Here is a 15,056-nt window from a genome sequence, read left to right on the forward strand (position 1 = left end):
GGTCGGCCGAGGTGTTCAACTGCAACGCCCCCGACACCGGCAATATGGAGGTGCTCCATATGTACGGGAACGCGGAGCAACAGGCGCGCTGGCTGAAGCCCCTGATGGCGGGCGAAATCCGTTCGGCCTTCCTGATGACCGAGCCTGAGGTCGCCTCATCCGACGCGACCAACATCCAGACCCGGATCGAGCGAGACGGCGACCACTATGTCATCAATGGCCGCAAATGGTGGTCGACCAATATGGGCCATCCGAACCTGGCCGTGACCATCGTCATGGGCAAGACAGATCCAGACGCCGCATCCCACGCCCAGCAGTCGCAGATCATCGTGCCGGCCGACACGCCTGGCTTCCGCGTCGAGCGGATGCTGTCGGTATTCGGCTATGATGAAAAGCCGATCGGCCATGCCGAGGTCGTGCTGGAGAACGTCCGCGTGCCGGTCGAGAACCTGATCGCGGGCGAGGGCAGGGGCTTCGAGATCGCTCAGGGGCGGCTTGGCCCGGGCCGTATTCACCACTGCATGCGCACCATCGGTGCGGCCGAGCGGGCGCTGGAACTGATGGTGACGCGGCTGCTGAACCGGACGGCGTTCAAGAAGCAGTTGGCCGAGCATTCGGTCTGGGAACACCGCGTCGCGGAGGCGCGCACCAACATCGAGATGTGCCGCCTGCTGGTGCTGAAGGCCGCCTGGATGATGGATCAGGCGGGAGCCAAGAACGCGCGTTCCGAGATCGCCCAGATAAAAGTCGCCGCGCCGAAGATGGCCTTGCAGATCATCGACGACGCCATTCAGGCGTTCGGCGGCGCCGGTGTGTCAGGCGACACGCCTCTGGCCGAGCTTTACGCGGGTGTTCGCACCTTGCGCATCGCCGACGGCCCGGACGAGGTCCATAATCGCACCATCGCGCGGTTGGAATACGCCAAACATGGCGGCCGCCCGATGCGCTGATGCGTGATCCCGAACGCCAAGTGCTTGGGAACCTTGGCCTTGTTGGTGCGTTTGTTCGGCAACTGACAAGGCGCTGGGGCTGGTGTCGGACGGGACAGCTGACATGAATGCGCGCTCCGAGCCCGACCCGCGGGTTGCGTCAGACGTGGCGCGGTTTAAGTCCGTTCGCGCGCGCATGATCGCTCTGGCTGAAGGTTTGTCTGCCGAGGATCTGTCAGCTCAGTCGATGGCGGATTGCAGCTCAGGGAAATGGCATCTGGCGCACACCAGCTGGTTTTTCGAGGCGATGATCCTGTCGTCCGATCCCGGATACCAGCCCGTCGATCCGCGTTTTCAGCAGCTGTTCAACTCCTACTATGAGGCTTTGGGCGAGCGGGTCAGGCGGGACCAGCGCGGGCTGATGACTCGCCCCTCCGTCGATGAGGTCCTGGCCTATCGCCGAGAGATCGACCGCCGCATGGTCGCCTGGCTGGCGCAGGGCGAGACCAGCGGCCATCAACGCTATCTGTTCGAGCTGGGCTTGCACCACGACCAGCAGCATCAGGAGCTTTTCCTGATGGATATGCTGAACCTGATGTCGCGCTCTCCGCTCGACCCTCCCGCCTATGAGATCGAGCCCAGAGCCGAGGCGCTTCAAAAAACGCGCGTTGGAACGGTGGCGTTTGAAGGCGGTCTGGTGACGATCGGCCACGACCAATCGGGCTTCGCCTTCGACAATGAGGGGCCGTCGCACCGCGTCTGGCTGGAGCCGTTCGCTCTGGCTGCGGATCTGGTGATGAACGGCGACTGGATCGCCTTCATCCAGGATGGCGGCTATTCGCGTTCCGAGCTGTGGCTGTCGGACGGCTGGGCGACGGTCAAGGCTGAGGGCTGGACCGCGCCGCTGTATTGGCGTTTGGCTAATGGCGACTGGACCGTGATGGGTCTGACGGGGCGTAAACCTGTCGATCCTGCTGCGCCGGTTCGCCACATCAGCTTTTATGAGGCCGACGCCTTTGCCCGTTGGGCCGGCAAGCGACTGCCGTCCGAGGCGGAATGGGAACATGCCGCCGCCTCTTCGCCTGATGCGTTCTCGAACCTGGCTGGCGAAGTGTGGCAGTGGACGTCCAGCGCCTATGCGCCCTATCCCGGTTTTCAGCCGACGCCGGGTACCGCCGCCGAATACAACGGCAAGTTCATGGCCAATCAGATGGTGCTGCGAGGCGGATCTTTCGCCACGCCGCCGGGCCATGACCGCATCACCTATCGCAACTTCTTCTATCCCCAACAGAGGTGGGCCTTCATGGGTTTGAGACTGGCTGAAGATCGGACCGTGGCGCGAGACGCCGCCGCGGACGACGCCCAAACCGCCGCCTTTCGAAAGGATATGATCGAAGGGCTGTCGCGTGCGCAAAAGGCCGTGCCGCCGAAGTGGTTCTATGACGCGGACGGGTCGCGCCTGTTCGAAGACATCACCGTGCTGCCCGAATACTATCCGACCCGGCAGGAAATGGCGCTGTTGCGCGATCGCGCAGCAGAGTTGACGGCCGACTTTGGCCCCGACGCGGTGCTGGTCGAATTCGGATCCGGCGCCAGCGAGAAGACGCGGATTTTGTTGGACGCCGCCACCGACCTCGGCGCCTACGTTCCGCTCGACATCAGCGAGAGTGCTCTGATGGACGCCGCCATTCGCGTCCGCGATGACTATCCGACGCTGCGCGTGCAGCCGGTTTTGGGGGACTTCGAGCATTTGGCGCCGCTGCCCGAAGACCTGCCGTCGGGACGGCGAATCGGCTTCTTCCCCGGCTCGACCATCGGTAATCTGCAACCGGACGAGGCCGAGCAGTTCCTGGCGGCGGCGCGTCGGATGCTGGGCGAGGGGGCGTTGTTCATTCTGGGCGTCGATCTGGTCAAAGACCCTGCGATCCTGGTCGCCGCCTATGACGACAGCCAAGGCGTCACGGCGGCCTTCAATCGCAATGTTCTGATCCGCGCCAATCACGAGTTGGATGCTGATTTCGATGTGGACGCCTTTGTTCACCGCGCCGTGTGGAACCCGGACGCCTCGCGCATGGAAATGCATCTGCAAGCGATCGCGCCGACGACCGCGCGCATCGGAGATCGGACATTCCGCTTCGTGACCGGCGAGACGATCCACACCGAAAGCTCGCGCAAGTTCACGCCTGGATCGATCCAAGCCATGGCGGCCGCCTCCGGCTGGACGGTTGTCCGCATTGATACCTCTCCGGCGCCGAGCGTCGCCTTGGCAGTCCTGCGCGCCTGAGCCGAATGCGCGGCTGATCGCGGGCAAGAAAAAGGGCGGCGCATCGATTGATGGGCCGCCCTTGTTTGTATCGAGTTCCGCCGACTATTGCCCGTCGGCGGCGTCCGCGTCTTTCTTGGTTCCGTGCGACGCTTCTCCACCCTTGCGGCCCGCCTGTGCGGCGAGGCTGCGGTCTTGGGAGAAGCTGCGTTTTTCGCTGGGGACGCTTGCGCCCCCTTTGCGCGCGATTTCGCGCTGACGTTCGGGATCCATGGAGGCGAAACCTCGCTTGGAAACGCCGGAGGGGCGCGTGGGTTGGCTGTCCATCGTGTTCCTTTCAGTGCTGCCGTTGCGCTTGCTGAAGTGAACCCAGTGACTCGGTGACGGTTCCGTCGGGAACTCCGTTTTACTGTCACGATCCTCAAGGGCTCGTGAGTTTGACTTTACCCAGCACCGTAAGGTCGCGAATCACCTTCGCCGCCAACATCCGGTTCCATCGGCGGAACTTCATCGGGCGTGTCTGAAGGCTGTATTTCCGGCTGCTGCGCCGGCTCAGGCTGAGTTTCGGGTTGCGGCGTGGTCGGAGTGGGTTCGATATAGGTCATGAGCGGCTCCTTGTGCGATCAACCAACGCACCCTGATCGCCCGCGTTCAAAAAGGAACCATGGGTCGCAACGCCGGTTTGTTCAGCGAACCACGGAGATCGACATGACCAATACCCCGATAAGCGCGACATCACCCGACGACATCGTCCTGGAGGACGATGATCTGACCCAACGTCTGGACCGACAGGCCGACGCAATTCTCGCGCAAGGCGAGGGCCGCAGCTTTGGCAAGACCACGTCGGTTCGTCAGGCCGTCAGAGAAGATGCGGGCCTGGTGCGTGAGAAGATTTCCGGACGCATCCATCGCGTGCAGGAAGACATTCAGGACAATCCGATGAAGGCCACGCTCTATGCGTTGGGTATCGGCGTCATCATCGGCATGATCCTGCGCCGATAAGCCACACGATCAGCAGGCTCAGGCAGGCCCCGACGGCTCACGCTGGATCGGGGCCTGTCGCATTGCAGCGTCAGACACGAACGGATTGGTCCGTCGCTCTTCGCCAAAGGTGGAGATCGGCCCGTGGCCCGGCACAAAGGTGACGTCGTCGCCCAGCGGCCAGAGCTTTTCGATCACGGAGCGGATCAGTGCGGGCGGATCGCTCATCGGGAAGTCGGTGCGACCGACCGAACCCTTGAACAGAACGTCGCCGACCTGGGCGAATCGCGCCGCGCGATTGAAGAAGATGACGTGCCCGGGCGTATGGCCGGGGCAGTGACGCACCTCCCAGATCGTTTCCCCCAACGATACCGTGTCGCCATCCTCCAGCCAGCGGTCGGGCGTGAAGGGGCGAGCGTCGGGCAGGCCGTACATCCGGCCGCTCTCCACGATTCGGTCGATCCAGAACTGGTCGGCCTTCTGAGGGCCGGTGATCTGCGCGCCGGTCTTTTCCTGCATTTCTGCTGCGCCGCCCGCGTGATCCAGATGGCCGTGGGTGATCCAGATCTGATCCAGCGTCAGGCCGCGCCGCGTGACCTCGCCCAGGACTGCATCGACCGAACCGCCAGGATCGATCACCGCGGCCTTGTTGGTGGCGGTGCACCAGACGGTCGTGCAGTTCTGTTGAAGCGGGGTGACGGGCGTGACGAAGACGCCGATGGGGGAGGCGGGTTGGCTCATTTGGTCAACATAGCCAAGCAAAGGCCGCGAAACCACCGGCTCTGACTACGCCCGCGTTGACCTTTCGGGCCCTTCTCGACATAAGGGCGGGCTTCGAGGCGCCGCTCCACACGGGGCGGCCTTCTTGCTTTATCCATTCCGCGCCGGCCGTCTCGATGGCTCATGCGCCCCAGAGCGTCAGAATCCCGACCATGCAAGTCGTCGAAAAGTCGAACGAAGGCCTCAGCCGCGTGATCGCGGTCACCATTCCCGTCGCGGAGCTGAACGAAAAGCTCGAAGCCCGCGTCAAGGAAGTCGCCCCGCAGGTGAAGCTGAAGGGCTTCCGTCCGGGCAAGGTGCCGGTCGCCCACGTCAAAAAGACCTTCGGCCGTGAGTTCATGGGCGAGATCATCAACGCCGAGCTGAACGAAACCAGCCAGAAGGCGCTCGACGAGGCCAAGATCCGTCCCGCCGCGCCGGCCGAGATGAAGCTGACCTCGGACATGGACAAGGTCATCGCCGGTCAGGAAGACCTGGCCTATGAAATGTCGCTGGAAATCATGCCGGACTTCGAGCCGGTCGATCCCAAGACCCTGAAGCTGGAGCGCCCGACCTATGAAGCGTCTGACGCCGATCTGGACGAGGCCCTGACGGAACTGGCCGGTCAGGCCAAGACCTACGAAGACAAGAAGGGCAAGACCGTCAAGGCCGCCGAGGGCGACCAGCTGACGATCGACTTCCTGGGCAAGCTGGACGGCGAGCCCTTCGAAGGCGGCGCCGCCGAGGACGCGGACCTGGTGATCGGCTCGGGCCGCTTCATCCCCGGTTTCGAAGAGCAACTGACGGGCGCCAAGGTCGGCGAAGAGAAGACCATCGAAGTCACCTTCCCCGAGAACTATCAAGCCGCTCATCTGGCCGGCAAGAAGGCCACCTTCGACATCAAGGTGAAGGCCATCAAGGCGGAAGCCGAATCCAAGATCGACGACGATTTCGCCACCCGCATCGGTCTGGAGTCGCTGGACAAGCTGAAGGAATTGCTGAAGTCCAACCTGGACCAGCAGTACGCCGGCGCGGCCCGTTTCAAGCTGAAGCGCGCCCTGCTGGACCAGCTGGATGAGGCCCACGACTTCCCGCTGCCGCCGAAGATGGTGGACGCCGAGTTCGACGGCATCTGGCAGCAGGTCGAGGCTGACAAGACCGCTGGTCGTCTGCCGGAAGAAGACGCCGCCAAGTCGGACGAAGATCTGAAGGCTGAATACCGCAAGATCGCCGAACGCCGTGTGCGTCTGGGCCTGGTGCTGGCCGAAATCGGTCGCGCCAACAACGTCCAGGTCACCGACCAGGAACTGAACGCCGCCATCCTGCAGGAAGCGCGCAACTATCCGGGCCAGGAACAGGCCGTCCTGAACTTCTACCGCCAGAACCCCAACGCCGCCGCCCAGATGCGCGCGCCCATCTACGAAGAGAAGGTCGTCGACCTGATCGTGGGTGTCGCCGACGTGACAGACAAGCCGATCACGAAGGAAGAGCTGCTGAAGGAAGACGAGGACGAGGGCTGATTTTCGGCTCGATTACACGACCGTAACTGGCGGTTGTGGTGTCTGGATTGTAGGTCGAATGGGTCCGCAGTGCGGGCCCATTTTGCTTTTCAGGTATGTCCTCAATGTCTTTTTCCGCTGTCACTCTGGCCGCCCTCATCACCGCAGGCGCGCAGGCGCAGGATCCGGGACAGCCGCCCCCGACAGATCTGGAGGAGATCACGGTTGAGGGTCAGTCGCCGCGGCAGGCTGCGCGCCAATTTGTCCAGCGTGTTGCGACCGCGCCCGCCGGTGCGCGGCTTGGACGGTGGAATACGCCTCTGTGCGTCAGCGTCGCCGGATTGAAGGCGCCCTACGGTCAGATGCTTGCCGATCGCATCGGCGAAATCGCTCATGATCTTGAAATTCGAGTGGGCGAGCCTGGCTGCTCGGCCAATGTGCTCATAATCGCCACGGAGGATGGTCCCAGTGTCGCATCTGCGCTGGTGGAAGGTTGGCGTCGTCGTTTCCGTCCTCCGATCGACAACACGAACATGGGTTTGGCGGCGCTGGAACGGTTCAAAACCAGCGATGCGCCAGTGCGATGGTGGCACATTTCCCTGCCAGTCTCAGCAGACACTGGCCAACTGGCGGCCCGTGTCGCCGGTGGAGAGCCGCCCTCGATTGGATCGCGGGCCGTCAGCCGCATGAGGTCGCCACTGCGGTACGACCTGAACTCAGCGACCGTCGTCATTGATATGACCAAGGCCAGTGGCGTCCTTTTGCCGGCTCTGATGGACTACGCCGCGATGGTCGTCTTGGCGCAGGTCGATCCCCGCGCCGACTACTCCGATCAGCCCACTGTGCTGAATTTATTTGGTGATCCTCAGAACGTGACCGGCCTCACGGACTGGGACCGCGCCTATCTGCAAGCGCTATATGAAGCGGAGCCCGATCGCGCATCCGCCGCCGCGCAGGAGGCGGCGGTCGCGGAACGACTACAGAAAGGACGTCGTGCAGCGGCGAACCAGCAAGACGCGCAATCCGATTAAACCCGGCGTCTTGCGCAGGGTGTCATCGAACGCGATATGCAGCATAACCGGCTGACGACGCTGAATCGTCGCCACTGCATCCGAGAAGGCTAAATGCGCGATCCGATCGAACTGATGAACATGAACCTGGTGCCGATGGTGGTGGAGCAATCCAGCCGCGGTGAGCGTTCCTTCGACATTTTCTCGCGCTTGCTGCGTGAGCGAATCATCTTTCTGACGGGACCGTTCGAGGACGGGATGGCGTCGCTGATCTGCGCCCAGCTGCTGTTCCTTGAATCGGAGAACCCCAAGAAGGAAATCAGCATGTATATCAACAGCCCCGGCGGTCAGGTGACCTCGGCGCTCGCGATCTACGACACCATGCAATACATCAAGAGCCCGGTTTCGACCGTGGTGATGGGCATGGCGGCTTCGGCTGGCTCGCTGATTCTGACGGCGGGCGCCGCTGGCCAGCGGATCGCCCTGCCGAATGCGCGGGTCATGGTGCACCAGCCCTCGGGCGGTTTCCGCGGCCAGGCGTCGGACATCGAACTGCATGCCGCCGACATCCGCTACACCAAGCGTCGTCTGAACGAGATCTACGTCCATCACACCGGTCGGACGTATGAGGAGGTCGAGAAGACTTTGGATCGCGACCACTTCATGTCGGCCGAGGAAGCCAAGGCCTGGGGCATCGTTGACCATGTCTACGATCGCCGCGAGCAGGCCGACGCCGATGGCGTGAAGACGCCCGGCAACTAAGACTGCCGTCGAAAGGCGAAAAGGGCGCGCCCGTTGCGGCGCGCCCTTTTCATTTTGTGCTATCGGAACCGCCATGCAGTTCACACGAGATCAAAGCGGCACGGTCGATGTCGATGGCGAAAGCTACGTCTGGGAGCTTCGTCGCCAACCTCAGCCCAAGGGCGGAAATGTCTGGGAGGGCATGGCCGTCTCTCTTCGCCACGCGGACTTCAAGCGTGAAGCCATCGTGCAGTTTCCGCCGCCACTTCGGCCCAACGGCCGACCAGATGTGGAGAAGCAGCGCGTCAATGTCGACGCTGTCCGCACCGCTGTCGCCTCGGCGATCGAGGCCGGCTGGGATCCGGCCTCGCGCGGCAAGGCGATGGTGTTCGACGTGGACGCCGACGGCAACTAAGTTTCAGGGCTTCCGGCGGAAAATTCGGAAACCTGGCTGCTGGGCCATCGCCAGCATCTCGGTGTCGCCCGAGGTGTCGCCGTAGGCGGCGACGAGCGTCATGTCATCGCCATAGGCCGCTTTCAGCCGCCGCACCTTTTCCTCACCGCGACAGTTGGGACCGGCGAAGTCGCCGGTGATTCGGTCATCGGCGTTGAAGACAAACTCAGTGCCCAGCAAGGCCTCGGCCCCCAGTTTGCGGGCGAACGGCGCAACGGTCGTCGTCGGCGACGCGGTCACGATGACGCGATGCGCACCGCGTTGGCCCCAGTCGTTCCACACCTCAAGCGCATCGGGGCGCATGAAGCGGGGCCAGATCTCTTCGGCGAAGGCTGCGGCTTCCGTTTCCAGCGTCTGGCGGCTCACGCCAAGCAGGAATTCCTTTACGGAGGCCGCCTTGATCCGGCCCCGGTCGCGATCCTTGGCGTAGGCGGCCAGCGCCGGAGCCAGCTTGACCAATCCCAAGGCCCAGGCGCCCGTACCGGCGCGCCAGCGCAGGAACTCGGTGAAGCTGTCTCGAATCGTCAGCGTGCCGTCGAAATCGAAGGCGACGATGGCAGGTCCATTCGCCGTGGACTGGCGTATTTCCTGCACAATACCCATGTCAGACATTCGCCTTGATCCCCGTCGACACTGATCCATCCACGCACTGCAACAATCCCTTGCCGCCTTCGGGGTTGTTCCGGAACGTGTGATGGGTGATTGTCATTTTTTGAAGACCTTCGCATCCAGAGTGCTGGAATCAATGTGAGGGAAGCGCGTTTTGGGCCATTTCGGTCCGACCCGCGGGAGTGAGATAAGGGTCTATGACCAAAGCAGCCGGCACCGACGCCAAAAGCACCCTCTACTGCTCGTTCTGCGGAAAGAGCCAGCACGAGGTCCGCAAGCTCATCGCGGGCCCGACCGTCTTCATCTGCGATGAATGCGTCGAACTGTGCATGGACATCATCCGCGAAGAGCACAAGATCGGCTTTAAGAAGACGACCGACGGCGTGCCCACGCCCAAGGAAATCCGCGACGTGCTGGACGACTATGTCATCGGCCAGGCGCACGCCAAGAAGGTGCTCTCGGTCGCCGTCCACAACCACTACAAGCGCCTGAACCACGCGACTAAGAACAACGACGTCGAACTGGCCAAGTCGAACATCATGCTGATCGGGCCGACTGGCTCGGGCAAGACGCTGCTGGCCCAGACGCTGGCGCGCATCATCGACGTGCCCTTCACCATGGCCGACGCCACGACGCTGACCGAGGCCGGTTATGTGGGTGAGGATGTCGAGAACATTATCCTGAAGTTGCTTCAGGCGTCGGACTACAACGTCGAGCGGGCCCAGCGCGGCATCGTTTACATCGACGAGATCGATAAGATTTCGCGCAAGTCGGACAACCCGTCGATCACCCGCGACGTGTCGGGCGAAGGCGTGCAGCAGGCCCTGCTGAAGATCATGGAAGGCACCGTCGCCTCCGTGCCGCCGCAAGGCGGTCGCAAGCATCCGCAGCAGGAGTTCCTGCAGGTCGACACCGCCAACATCCTGTTCATCGTCGGCGGCGCCTTCGCTGGGTTGGAGAAGGTTATCTCGGCGCGCGGGGCAGGGGCTTCGATCGGCTTTGGCGCCCAGGTCAAGGAGATCGATGAACGTCGCACCGGCGACATTCTGAAGGGTGTCGAGCCTGACGACCTGATGCGGTTCGGCCTGATCCCCGAGTTCATCGGTCGTCTGCCCGTTCTGGCGACGCTGGAAGATCTGGACGAGACGGCGCTGGTCACCATTCTGACCGAACCGAAAAACGCTCTGGTCAAACAGTACAAGCGCCTGTTCGAGATGGAGAACGTCGAACTGACCTTCACCGACGACGCCCTGATCGCTGTCGCCAAGAAGGCCATCACCCGCAAGACCGGGGCGCGCGGTCTGCGCTCGATCCTGGAAGGCATCCTTCTCGAGACCATGTTTGAACTGCCGACCTTCGAAGGCGTCGAAGAGGTCGTCGTCAACGCCGAGGTCATCGACGGCAAGGCTCAGCCCCTGCTGATCTACTCGGAAGCCTCCAAGAAAAAGGCCGACGGCGCCGCCTGAATCGGCGAAAAGTCCTGAAATGACGAAGGCCGGAGCGAGATCGCTCCGGCCTTTTTGTTGACCTGAGGCGATCAGGCGGGTTTGGCCAGCATCAGGATATGGCCCGGATGGGCGTCGGCCTCCGCTCTGGCGCATCGGACGGCGCTTTTGGCGTCGGTGAAGACGCCTTCGAACAGGCCGTCGCTTGAGGTGATGCGCCAGCGATCTCCGACAGGCTGGATGGTCAGGATTTCGACGGAGGGTGGCGAGGCTAGGGGCCTTATCATTGTGTCATGCGATGTTGGTCGCGGTTCAGGCGGTCGGCCTCGGCCTGAAGTCGGGCGGCGAGGCGTTCGGCCGAGATGCGATCGGGCAGCGGGCGGGTGCAGGCGTTGTTGACCGCCACGGCCCAACCGCTGGCGCGAGGCACGACCCGATAGCGTCGGGGAGGGGCAGGACGGGTCACGCCGCCCTCGACATGGCCCTGCATCATCGCGCGCGGACCTTGCGGATCGGGGCGCCGAACAGGGCGCCGATGAAGGCCATCGCCATCTGAAGGCTTGTCGGCGGCGGGCTGGACGCTTCAGGGTCTCGGCCAGCAGGTGGGAACGGCTCATCATCATCTCCTTGGAGCCGCAGAAGACGCCCGATCCCCGTAAAGCGGCCATGTCGAAAGCGTCGCCGGGCGTAATGCGGACCTAAAGCGGCGCGATCGGGGGCTTTGTCGCCACGCAGGTGTGGGCCGTTCCGCGGTCACGCTTGAACCGCGGGTCTTTCAAACCACATACTCATCCGAACGCCGTCGGAATCGACGGGCCGTCATGCGCCGGTCGGGCCTCTTGCCCGGCGGACCCTGGCGGCGGGCCGGAGATGATCAATGGCCCAGGAGTACGCATCATGACTGAACCAAAAATCCTGCCCGTCCTGCCGCTGAGAGACATCGTCGTCTTCCCGCACATGGTCGTGCCGCTCTTCGTCGGACGCGAAAAGTCGGTGAAGGCGCTGGACGAGATCATGAAGGGCGAAAAGCAGATCCTGCTGGCGACCCAGAAGAACAGCGTCGACGACGATCCGTCGCCTGACGCCATTTATCCCATCGGCGTGCTGGCCTCGGTGCTGCAACTGCTGAAACTGCCCGACGGCACGGTGAAGGTGCTGGTCGAGGGCAAGGGCCGCGCGCGCCTGACCCGCTTCACCGACCGTGAGGAGTATTTTGAGGCTGAGGCCGTCGAGATCGAAGACGAAGCCGGCGACGCCTCGCAGGCCGAGGCCATGCTGCGCGCCGTGGTCGAGCAGTTCGAAAACTATGTGAAGCTGAACAAGAAGGTTCCGCCCGAGGCCCTCAGCTCCATCCCCCAGATCACCGACGCCTCCAAGCTGGCCGACTCGGTCGCGGCCCATCTGTCGGTCAAGATCGCCGACAAGCAGGGCCTGCTGGAAACCTTCGACGTGCCCAAGCGGCTGGAGAAGGTTTACGGGCTGATGGAGGGCGAGATTTCGGTCCTTCAGGTCGAAAAGAAGATCCGCTCGCGCGTGAAGCGCCAGATGGAGAAGACCCAGCGCGAATATTATCTGAACGAGCAGATGAAGGCGATCCAGCGCGAGCTGGGCGAGACCGACGACGCGCGCGACGAGATTATGGATCTGGAGAAGCGCATCCGTAAGACGCGCCTGTCCAAGGAGGCGCGCACCAAGGCCGAGGCCGAGGTCAAGAAACTGCGCAACATGAGTCCGATGTCGGCGGAATCGACCGTCGTGCGCAACTATCTCGACTGGCTGCTGTCCGTGCCGTGGGGCAAGGCCAAGCAGAAGCCGATCGATCTGGCCAAGGCCGAGGACATACTGGAAGAGGATCACTTCGGCCTGGAGAAGGTCAAGGAACGGATCATCGAGTATCTGGCGGTCCAGGCCCGCACCGGCAGCCTGAAGGGTCCGATCCTGTGCCTGGTCGGCCCTCCCGGTGTCGGCAAAACCTCGCTGGCCAAGTCCATCGCCAAGGCGACGGGGCGTGAATACGTCCGCATGTCGCTGGGCGGCGTGCGCGACGAAAGCGAGATCCGGGGTCACCGCCGGACCTATATCGGCTCAATGCCTGGCAAGATCATCCAGTCGATGAAGAAGGCCAAGACCACCAACGCCTTCGTCCTGCTGGACGAGATCGACAAGCTGGGATCGGACTGGCGCGGCGATCCGTCGTCGGCCCTGCTGGAGGTGCTGGACCCGGCCCAGAACTCGACCTTCGGCGACCACTATCTGGAGGTGGACTACGACCTGTCCCAGGTGATGTTCGTGACGACCGCGAACAGCCTGAATATGCCGCAGCCGCTGATGGACCGGATGGAGATCATTCGGGTGTCGGGCTACACCGAGGACGAGAAGGTCGAGATCGCCAAGCGTCACGTCCTGCCCAAGCAGTTGGCGGATCACGGTCTGAAGGACGGCGAACTGATCGTGCCGGAAGACACGATCCGCGATCTGATCCGCTATTACACCCGCGAGGCCGGCGTCCGTTCGCTGGAGCGCGCGTTAGGCGGTCTGGCGCGCAAGGCCGTGCGCGAAATGGCCAAGACGGGTGCCAAGTCGATCACGGTCGATGAGGCCAAGCTGGCCGAATATGCGGGCGTCAAGAAGTTCCGCTATGGCGAGACGGACGAGGAAGATCAGGTCGGCATCGTCACCGGCCTAGCCTGGACCGAGTTCGGCGGCGACATCCTGACCATCGAGGCGATCAAGATGCCGGGGCGCGGGCGCATGACCGTGACCGGCAATCTGAAGGACGTGATGAAGGAGTCGATCTCGGCTGCGGCGTCCTACGTTCGCTCGCGGGCCCTGGCCTTCGGCGTCAAGCCGCCGGTGTTCGAGAAGACCGACATCCACGTCCACGTGCCGGACGGCGCTACGCCCAAGGACGGCCCGTCCGCCGGTGTGGCCATGACGGTGGCGATGGTTTCGGTTTTGACCGGCATCCCGATCCGCAAGGATATCGCCATGACCGGCGAGATCACCCTGCGCGGCCGGGTCACCGCCATCGGCGGCCTGAAGGAGAAGCTGCTTGCGGCTCTGCGCTCCGGCGTCAAGACGGTGCTGATCCCGCAGGAGAACGAGAAGGATCTCGCTGACGTGCCGGACAATGTGAAGTCGGCGCTGGAGATCGTGCCGATCTCCACGGCGGATGAGGCGCTGAAGTGGGCGCTTGTCGGCACCCTGACGCCGGTGGAGTGGGACGAGGCGGCCGAACCCCTGCCGGCCCCGGTCGCGGCTCCGGAAGGGCTGGCGGCGGCGGTCAGCCACTAACGCCGAGTTGAACAGCGAGCGCCGCCGGTGGCCCCACCGGCGGCGTTTTCGTTTTTGACGCAACCGCCGATCTGTCCTTTAGTATTCGTTCTGGAGGGGGACGGATGACCAAGGCGGAATTGATCGGCCGGATGGCCAGCGCGGCGAACATCAGCCGCGACCAGGCCAAGACGGCGTTGGAGGCTTTTACCGACGGCGTGACCGAGTCGCTGACGCGGGGTGCGGACGTGAAGCTGATCGGCTTCGGCAGTTTTGTCGCCGTGGACCGCAAGGCGGGCGTCGCGCGCAATCCGCAGACCGGCGCGGCCGTGGCCCGACCCGCCTCGCGCACCGCGCGCTTTCGCCCAGGAGAAGGTTTGAAAAGCGCCTTGAACGGTTGAGGCGCGACGGGCATAAGCCCGTCTCTGCCCTTTGGGGGCGGCTAGCTCAGCTGGTCAGAGCATCTCGTTTACACCGAGAGGGTCGGCGGTTCGAACCCGTCGCCGCCTACCAAACAAAAAGGCCGCCGGATCGCTCTGGCGGCCTTTCGTTTGTTTGGATCGGGCTGCGATCAGAAGCGGAAGCTGGCCCGCAGCAGCAGCGAGTAGCGGACGTAGTCTTCCAGCAGCTCGGCGTCGCCGGTCAGCGACAGCATGCCCAATTCGTTGCCGAAGTTCAGGCGGAAGCCCAGGATCGGCCCGCCGCCTTCGATGGCGTCCGGCGACAGGATGAAGTCCGGGCCGCCGCTGGCGAAGCGGGCGATGGTTTCGCCGGCGTCCACCGAGATGTTCTGACGATAGCCGACGCGCAGTTCCGGACGGATCCAGCCGTTGCGGCCAAAGCCATAGCCGACGTTCATCGCCGCCACTGCCGAGAAGATGTGGCTGTCGCGCGAATCGATGTCGAGATCGAAGCCGTCCCCGCCGCCCTTCTCGCTGCGCGAACCTTCCGACAGGCTGAAATACTCGCCGTAGATTTCGGGGCGGATGTTGAGACGGCCGAAGTTGCGCTCATAGGAGGCGCCGCCGGCGACCGCTGCGGTCCAGCCGTGCCAGTCGGACTTGTTGTTCAGATAGACGCCCGTAGCGACCAG

The 15,056-nt window shown here is 63.4% G+C and carries 17 protein-coding genes and 1 tRNA gene; 11 read left to right on the plus strand and 7 right to left on the minus strand.

Translation table 11 applies throughout. The features are described 5' to 3' along the window. Both RT123_RS07195 and egtB read left to right on the plus strand, forming a co-directional pair. Nucleotides 1–950: acyl-CoA dehydrogenase family protein (locus RT123_RS07195; RefSeq protein WP_313008543.1), on the plus strand; the 950-nt coding region annotated here is incomplete at its 5' end. A 103-nt stretch (nt 951–1,053) separates the two neighbouring features. After that, nucleotides 1,054–3,213: an ergothioneine biosynthesis protein EgtB gene (gene egtB, locus RT123_RS07200; RefSeq protein WP_313008544.1), complete on the plus strand. Its 2,160-nt coding sequence runs from the start codon at nt 1,054–1,056 to the stop codon at nt 3,211–3,213. A gap of 84 nt (nt 3,214–3,297) precedes the next feature. Here egtB and RT123_RS07205 read toward each other — a convergent pair whose 3' ends face one another. Together RT123_RS07205 and RT123_RS07210 are read right to left on the minus strand one after the other, a co-directional pair. After that, a complete protein-coding gene (locus RT123_RS07205) occupies nt 3,298–3,519 on the minus strand; it encodes a general stress protein (protein WP_039243609.1) in 222 nt (73 codons plus the stop codon). A gap of 116 nt (nt 3,520–3,635) precedes the next feature. Further along, nucleotides 3,636–3,797 carry a hypothetical protein gene (locus tag RT123_RS07210; protein WP_313008545.1) on the minus strand — a complete coding sequence of 54 codons (162 nt, stop codon included), beginning with the start codon at nt 3,795–3,797 and terminating at the stop codon, nt 3,636–3,638. A 103-nt stretch (nt 3,798–3,900) separates the two neighbouring features. Here RT123_RS07210 and RT123_RS07215 point away from each other — a divergent pair, with 103 nt between their 5' ends. Then, nucleotides 3,901–4,194 (plus strand): hypothetical protein, encoded by a 294-nt coding sequence (locus RT123_RS07215; RefSeq protein ID WP_313008546.1) that lies wholly within the window; start codon nt 3,901–3,903, stop codon nt 4,192–4,194. Nucleotides 4,195–4,212: 18 nt separating this feature from the next. Here RT123_RS07215 and RT123_RS07220 read toward each other — a convergent pair whose 3' ends face one another. Further along, nucleotides 4,213–4,914 carry an MBL fold metallo-hydrolase gene (locus RT123_RS07220; RefSeq protein ID WP_091747128.1) on the minus strand — a complete coding sequence of 234 codons (702 nt, stop codon included), beginning with the start codon at nt 4,912–4,914 and terminating at the stop codon, nt 4,213–4,215. A 191-nt stretch (nt 4,915–5,105) separates the two neighbouring features. On the opposite strand from RT123_RS07220, the gene tig reads away from it, so the two are divergent. The 4 genes from tig (at nt 5,106) to RT123_RS07240 (ending at nt 8,597) form a co-directional block, all read left to right on the plus strand. Continuing rightward, a complete protein-coding gene (tig, locus tag RT123_RS07225; RefSeq protein WP_082854088.1) occupies nt 5,106–6,452 on the plus strand; it encodes a trigger factor in 1,347 nt (448 codons plus the stop codon). A gap of 104 nt (nt 6,453–6,556) precedes the next feature. Further along, a complete protein-coding gene (locus RT123_RS07230; RefSeq protein ID WP_313008547.1) occupies nt 6,557–7,462 on the plus strand; it encodes a hypothetical protein in 906 nt (301 codons plus the stop codon). A 93-nt stretch (nt 7,463–7,555) separates the two neighbouring features. Then, on the plus strand, nt 7,556–8,203 hold the full coding sequence (locus tag RT123_RS07235) for an ATP-dependent Clp protease proteolytic subunit (protein WP_017506180.1): 648 nt from the start codon (nt 7,556–7,558) through the stop codon (nt 8,201–8,203). Nucleotides 8,204–8,276: 73 nt separating this feature from the next. After that, nucleotides 8,277–8,597, plus strand: coding sequence for a hypothetical protein (locus RT123_RS07240; RefSeq protein WP_055755230.1), 321 nt, complete (start codon nt 8,277–8,279; stop codon nt 8,595–8,597). 3 nt (nt 8,598–8,600) lie between these two features. On the opposite strand, the gene RT123_RS07245 is transcribed toward RT123_RS07240, so the two are convergent. Next, nucleotides 8,601–9,248: an HAD-IB family hydrolase gene (locus tag RT123_RS07245; RefSeq protein ID WP_313008548.1), complete on the minus strand. Its 648-nt coding sequence runs from the start codon at nt 9,246–9,248 to the stop codon at nt 8,601–8,603. A 194-nt stretch (nt 9,249–9,442) separates the two neighbouring features. Here RT123_RS07245 and clpX point away from each other — a divergent pair, with 194 nt between their 5' ends. Then, nucleotides 9,443–10,711, plus strand: a complete 1,269-nt coding sequence (gene clpX / locus RT123_RS07250; protein ID WP_055755232.1) for an ATP-dependent Clp protease ATP-binding subunit ClpX — start codon at nt 9,443–9,445, stop codon at nt 10,709–10,711. A 71-nt stretch (nt 10,712–10,782) separates the two neighbouring features. On the opposite strand, the gene RT123_RS07255 is transcribed toward clpX, so the two are convergent. Both RT123_RS07255 and RT123_RS07260 read right to left on the minus strand, forming a co-directional pair. Beyond that, entirely contained in the window at nt 10,783–10,977 is a 195-nt protein-coding gene (locus RT123_RS07255) for a hypothetical protein (protein WP_313008549.1), read from the minus strand. After that, nucleotides 10,974–11,183 (minus strand): hypothetical protein, encoded by a 210-nt coding sequence (locus RT123_RS07260; RefSeq protein WP_313008550.1) that lies wholly within the window; start codon nt 11,181–11,183, stop codon nt 10,974–10,976. Before RT123_RS07260 ends, RT123_RS07255 begins: the two co-directional genes overlap by 4 nt. A 404-nt stretch (nt 11,184–11,587) precedes the next feature. Here RT123_RS07260 and lon point away from each other — a divergent pair, with 404 nt between their 5' ends. The 3 genes from lon (at nt 11,588) to RT123_RS07275 (ending at nt 14,476) form a co-directional block, all read left to right on the plus strand. Further along, a complete protein-coding gene (gene lon / locus RT123_RS07265) occupies nt 11,588–13,984 on the plus strand; it encodes an endopeptidase La (RefSeq protein WP_313008551.1) in 2,397 nt (798 codons plus the stop codon). 104 nt (nt 13,985–14,088) lie between these two features. Continuing rightward, nucleotides 14,089–14,364, plus strand: a complete 276-nt coding sequence (locus RT123_RS07270; RefSeq protein WP_017504003.1) for an HU family DNA-binding protein — start codon at nt 14,089–14,091, stop codon at nt 14,362–14,364. 35 nt (nt 14,365–14,399) lie between these two features. After that, nucleotides 14,400–14,476 (plus strand) — tRNA-Val (locus RT123_RS07275). A 58-nt stretch (nt 14,477–14,534) separates the two neighbouring features. On the opposite strand, the gene RT123_RS07280 is transcribed toward RT123_RS07275, so the two are convergent. Beyond that, on the minus strand, nt 14,535–15,056 hold a 522-nt coding region (locus RT123_RS07280; protein WP_313008552.1), incomplete at its 5' end, for an autotransporter outer membrane beta-barrel domain-containing protein.

The sequence above is a fragment of the Brevundimonas vesicularis genome (genome assembly GCF_032067225.1).
GTDB lineage: Bacteria > Pseudomonadota > Alphaproteobacteria > Caulobacterales > Caulobacteraceae > Brevundimonas > Brevundimonas vesicularis_F.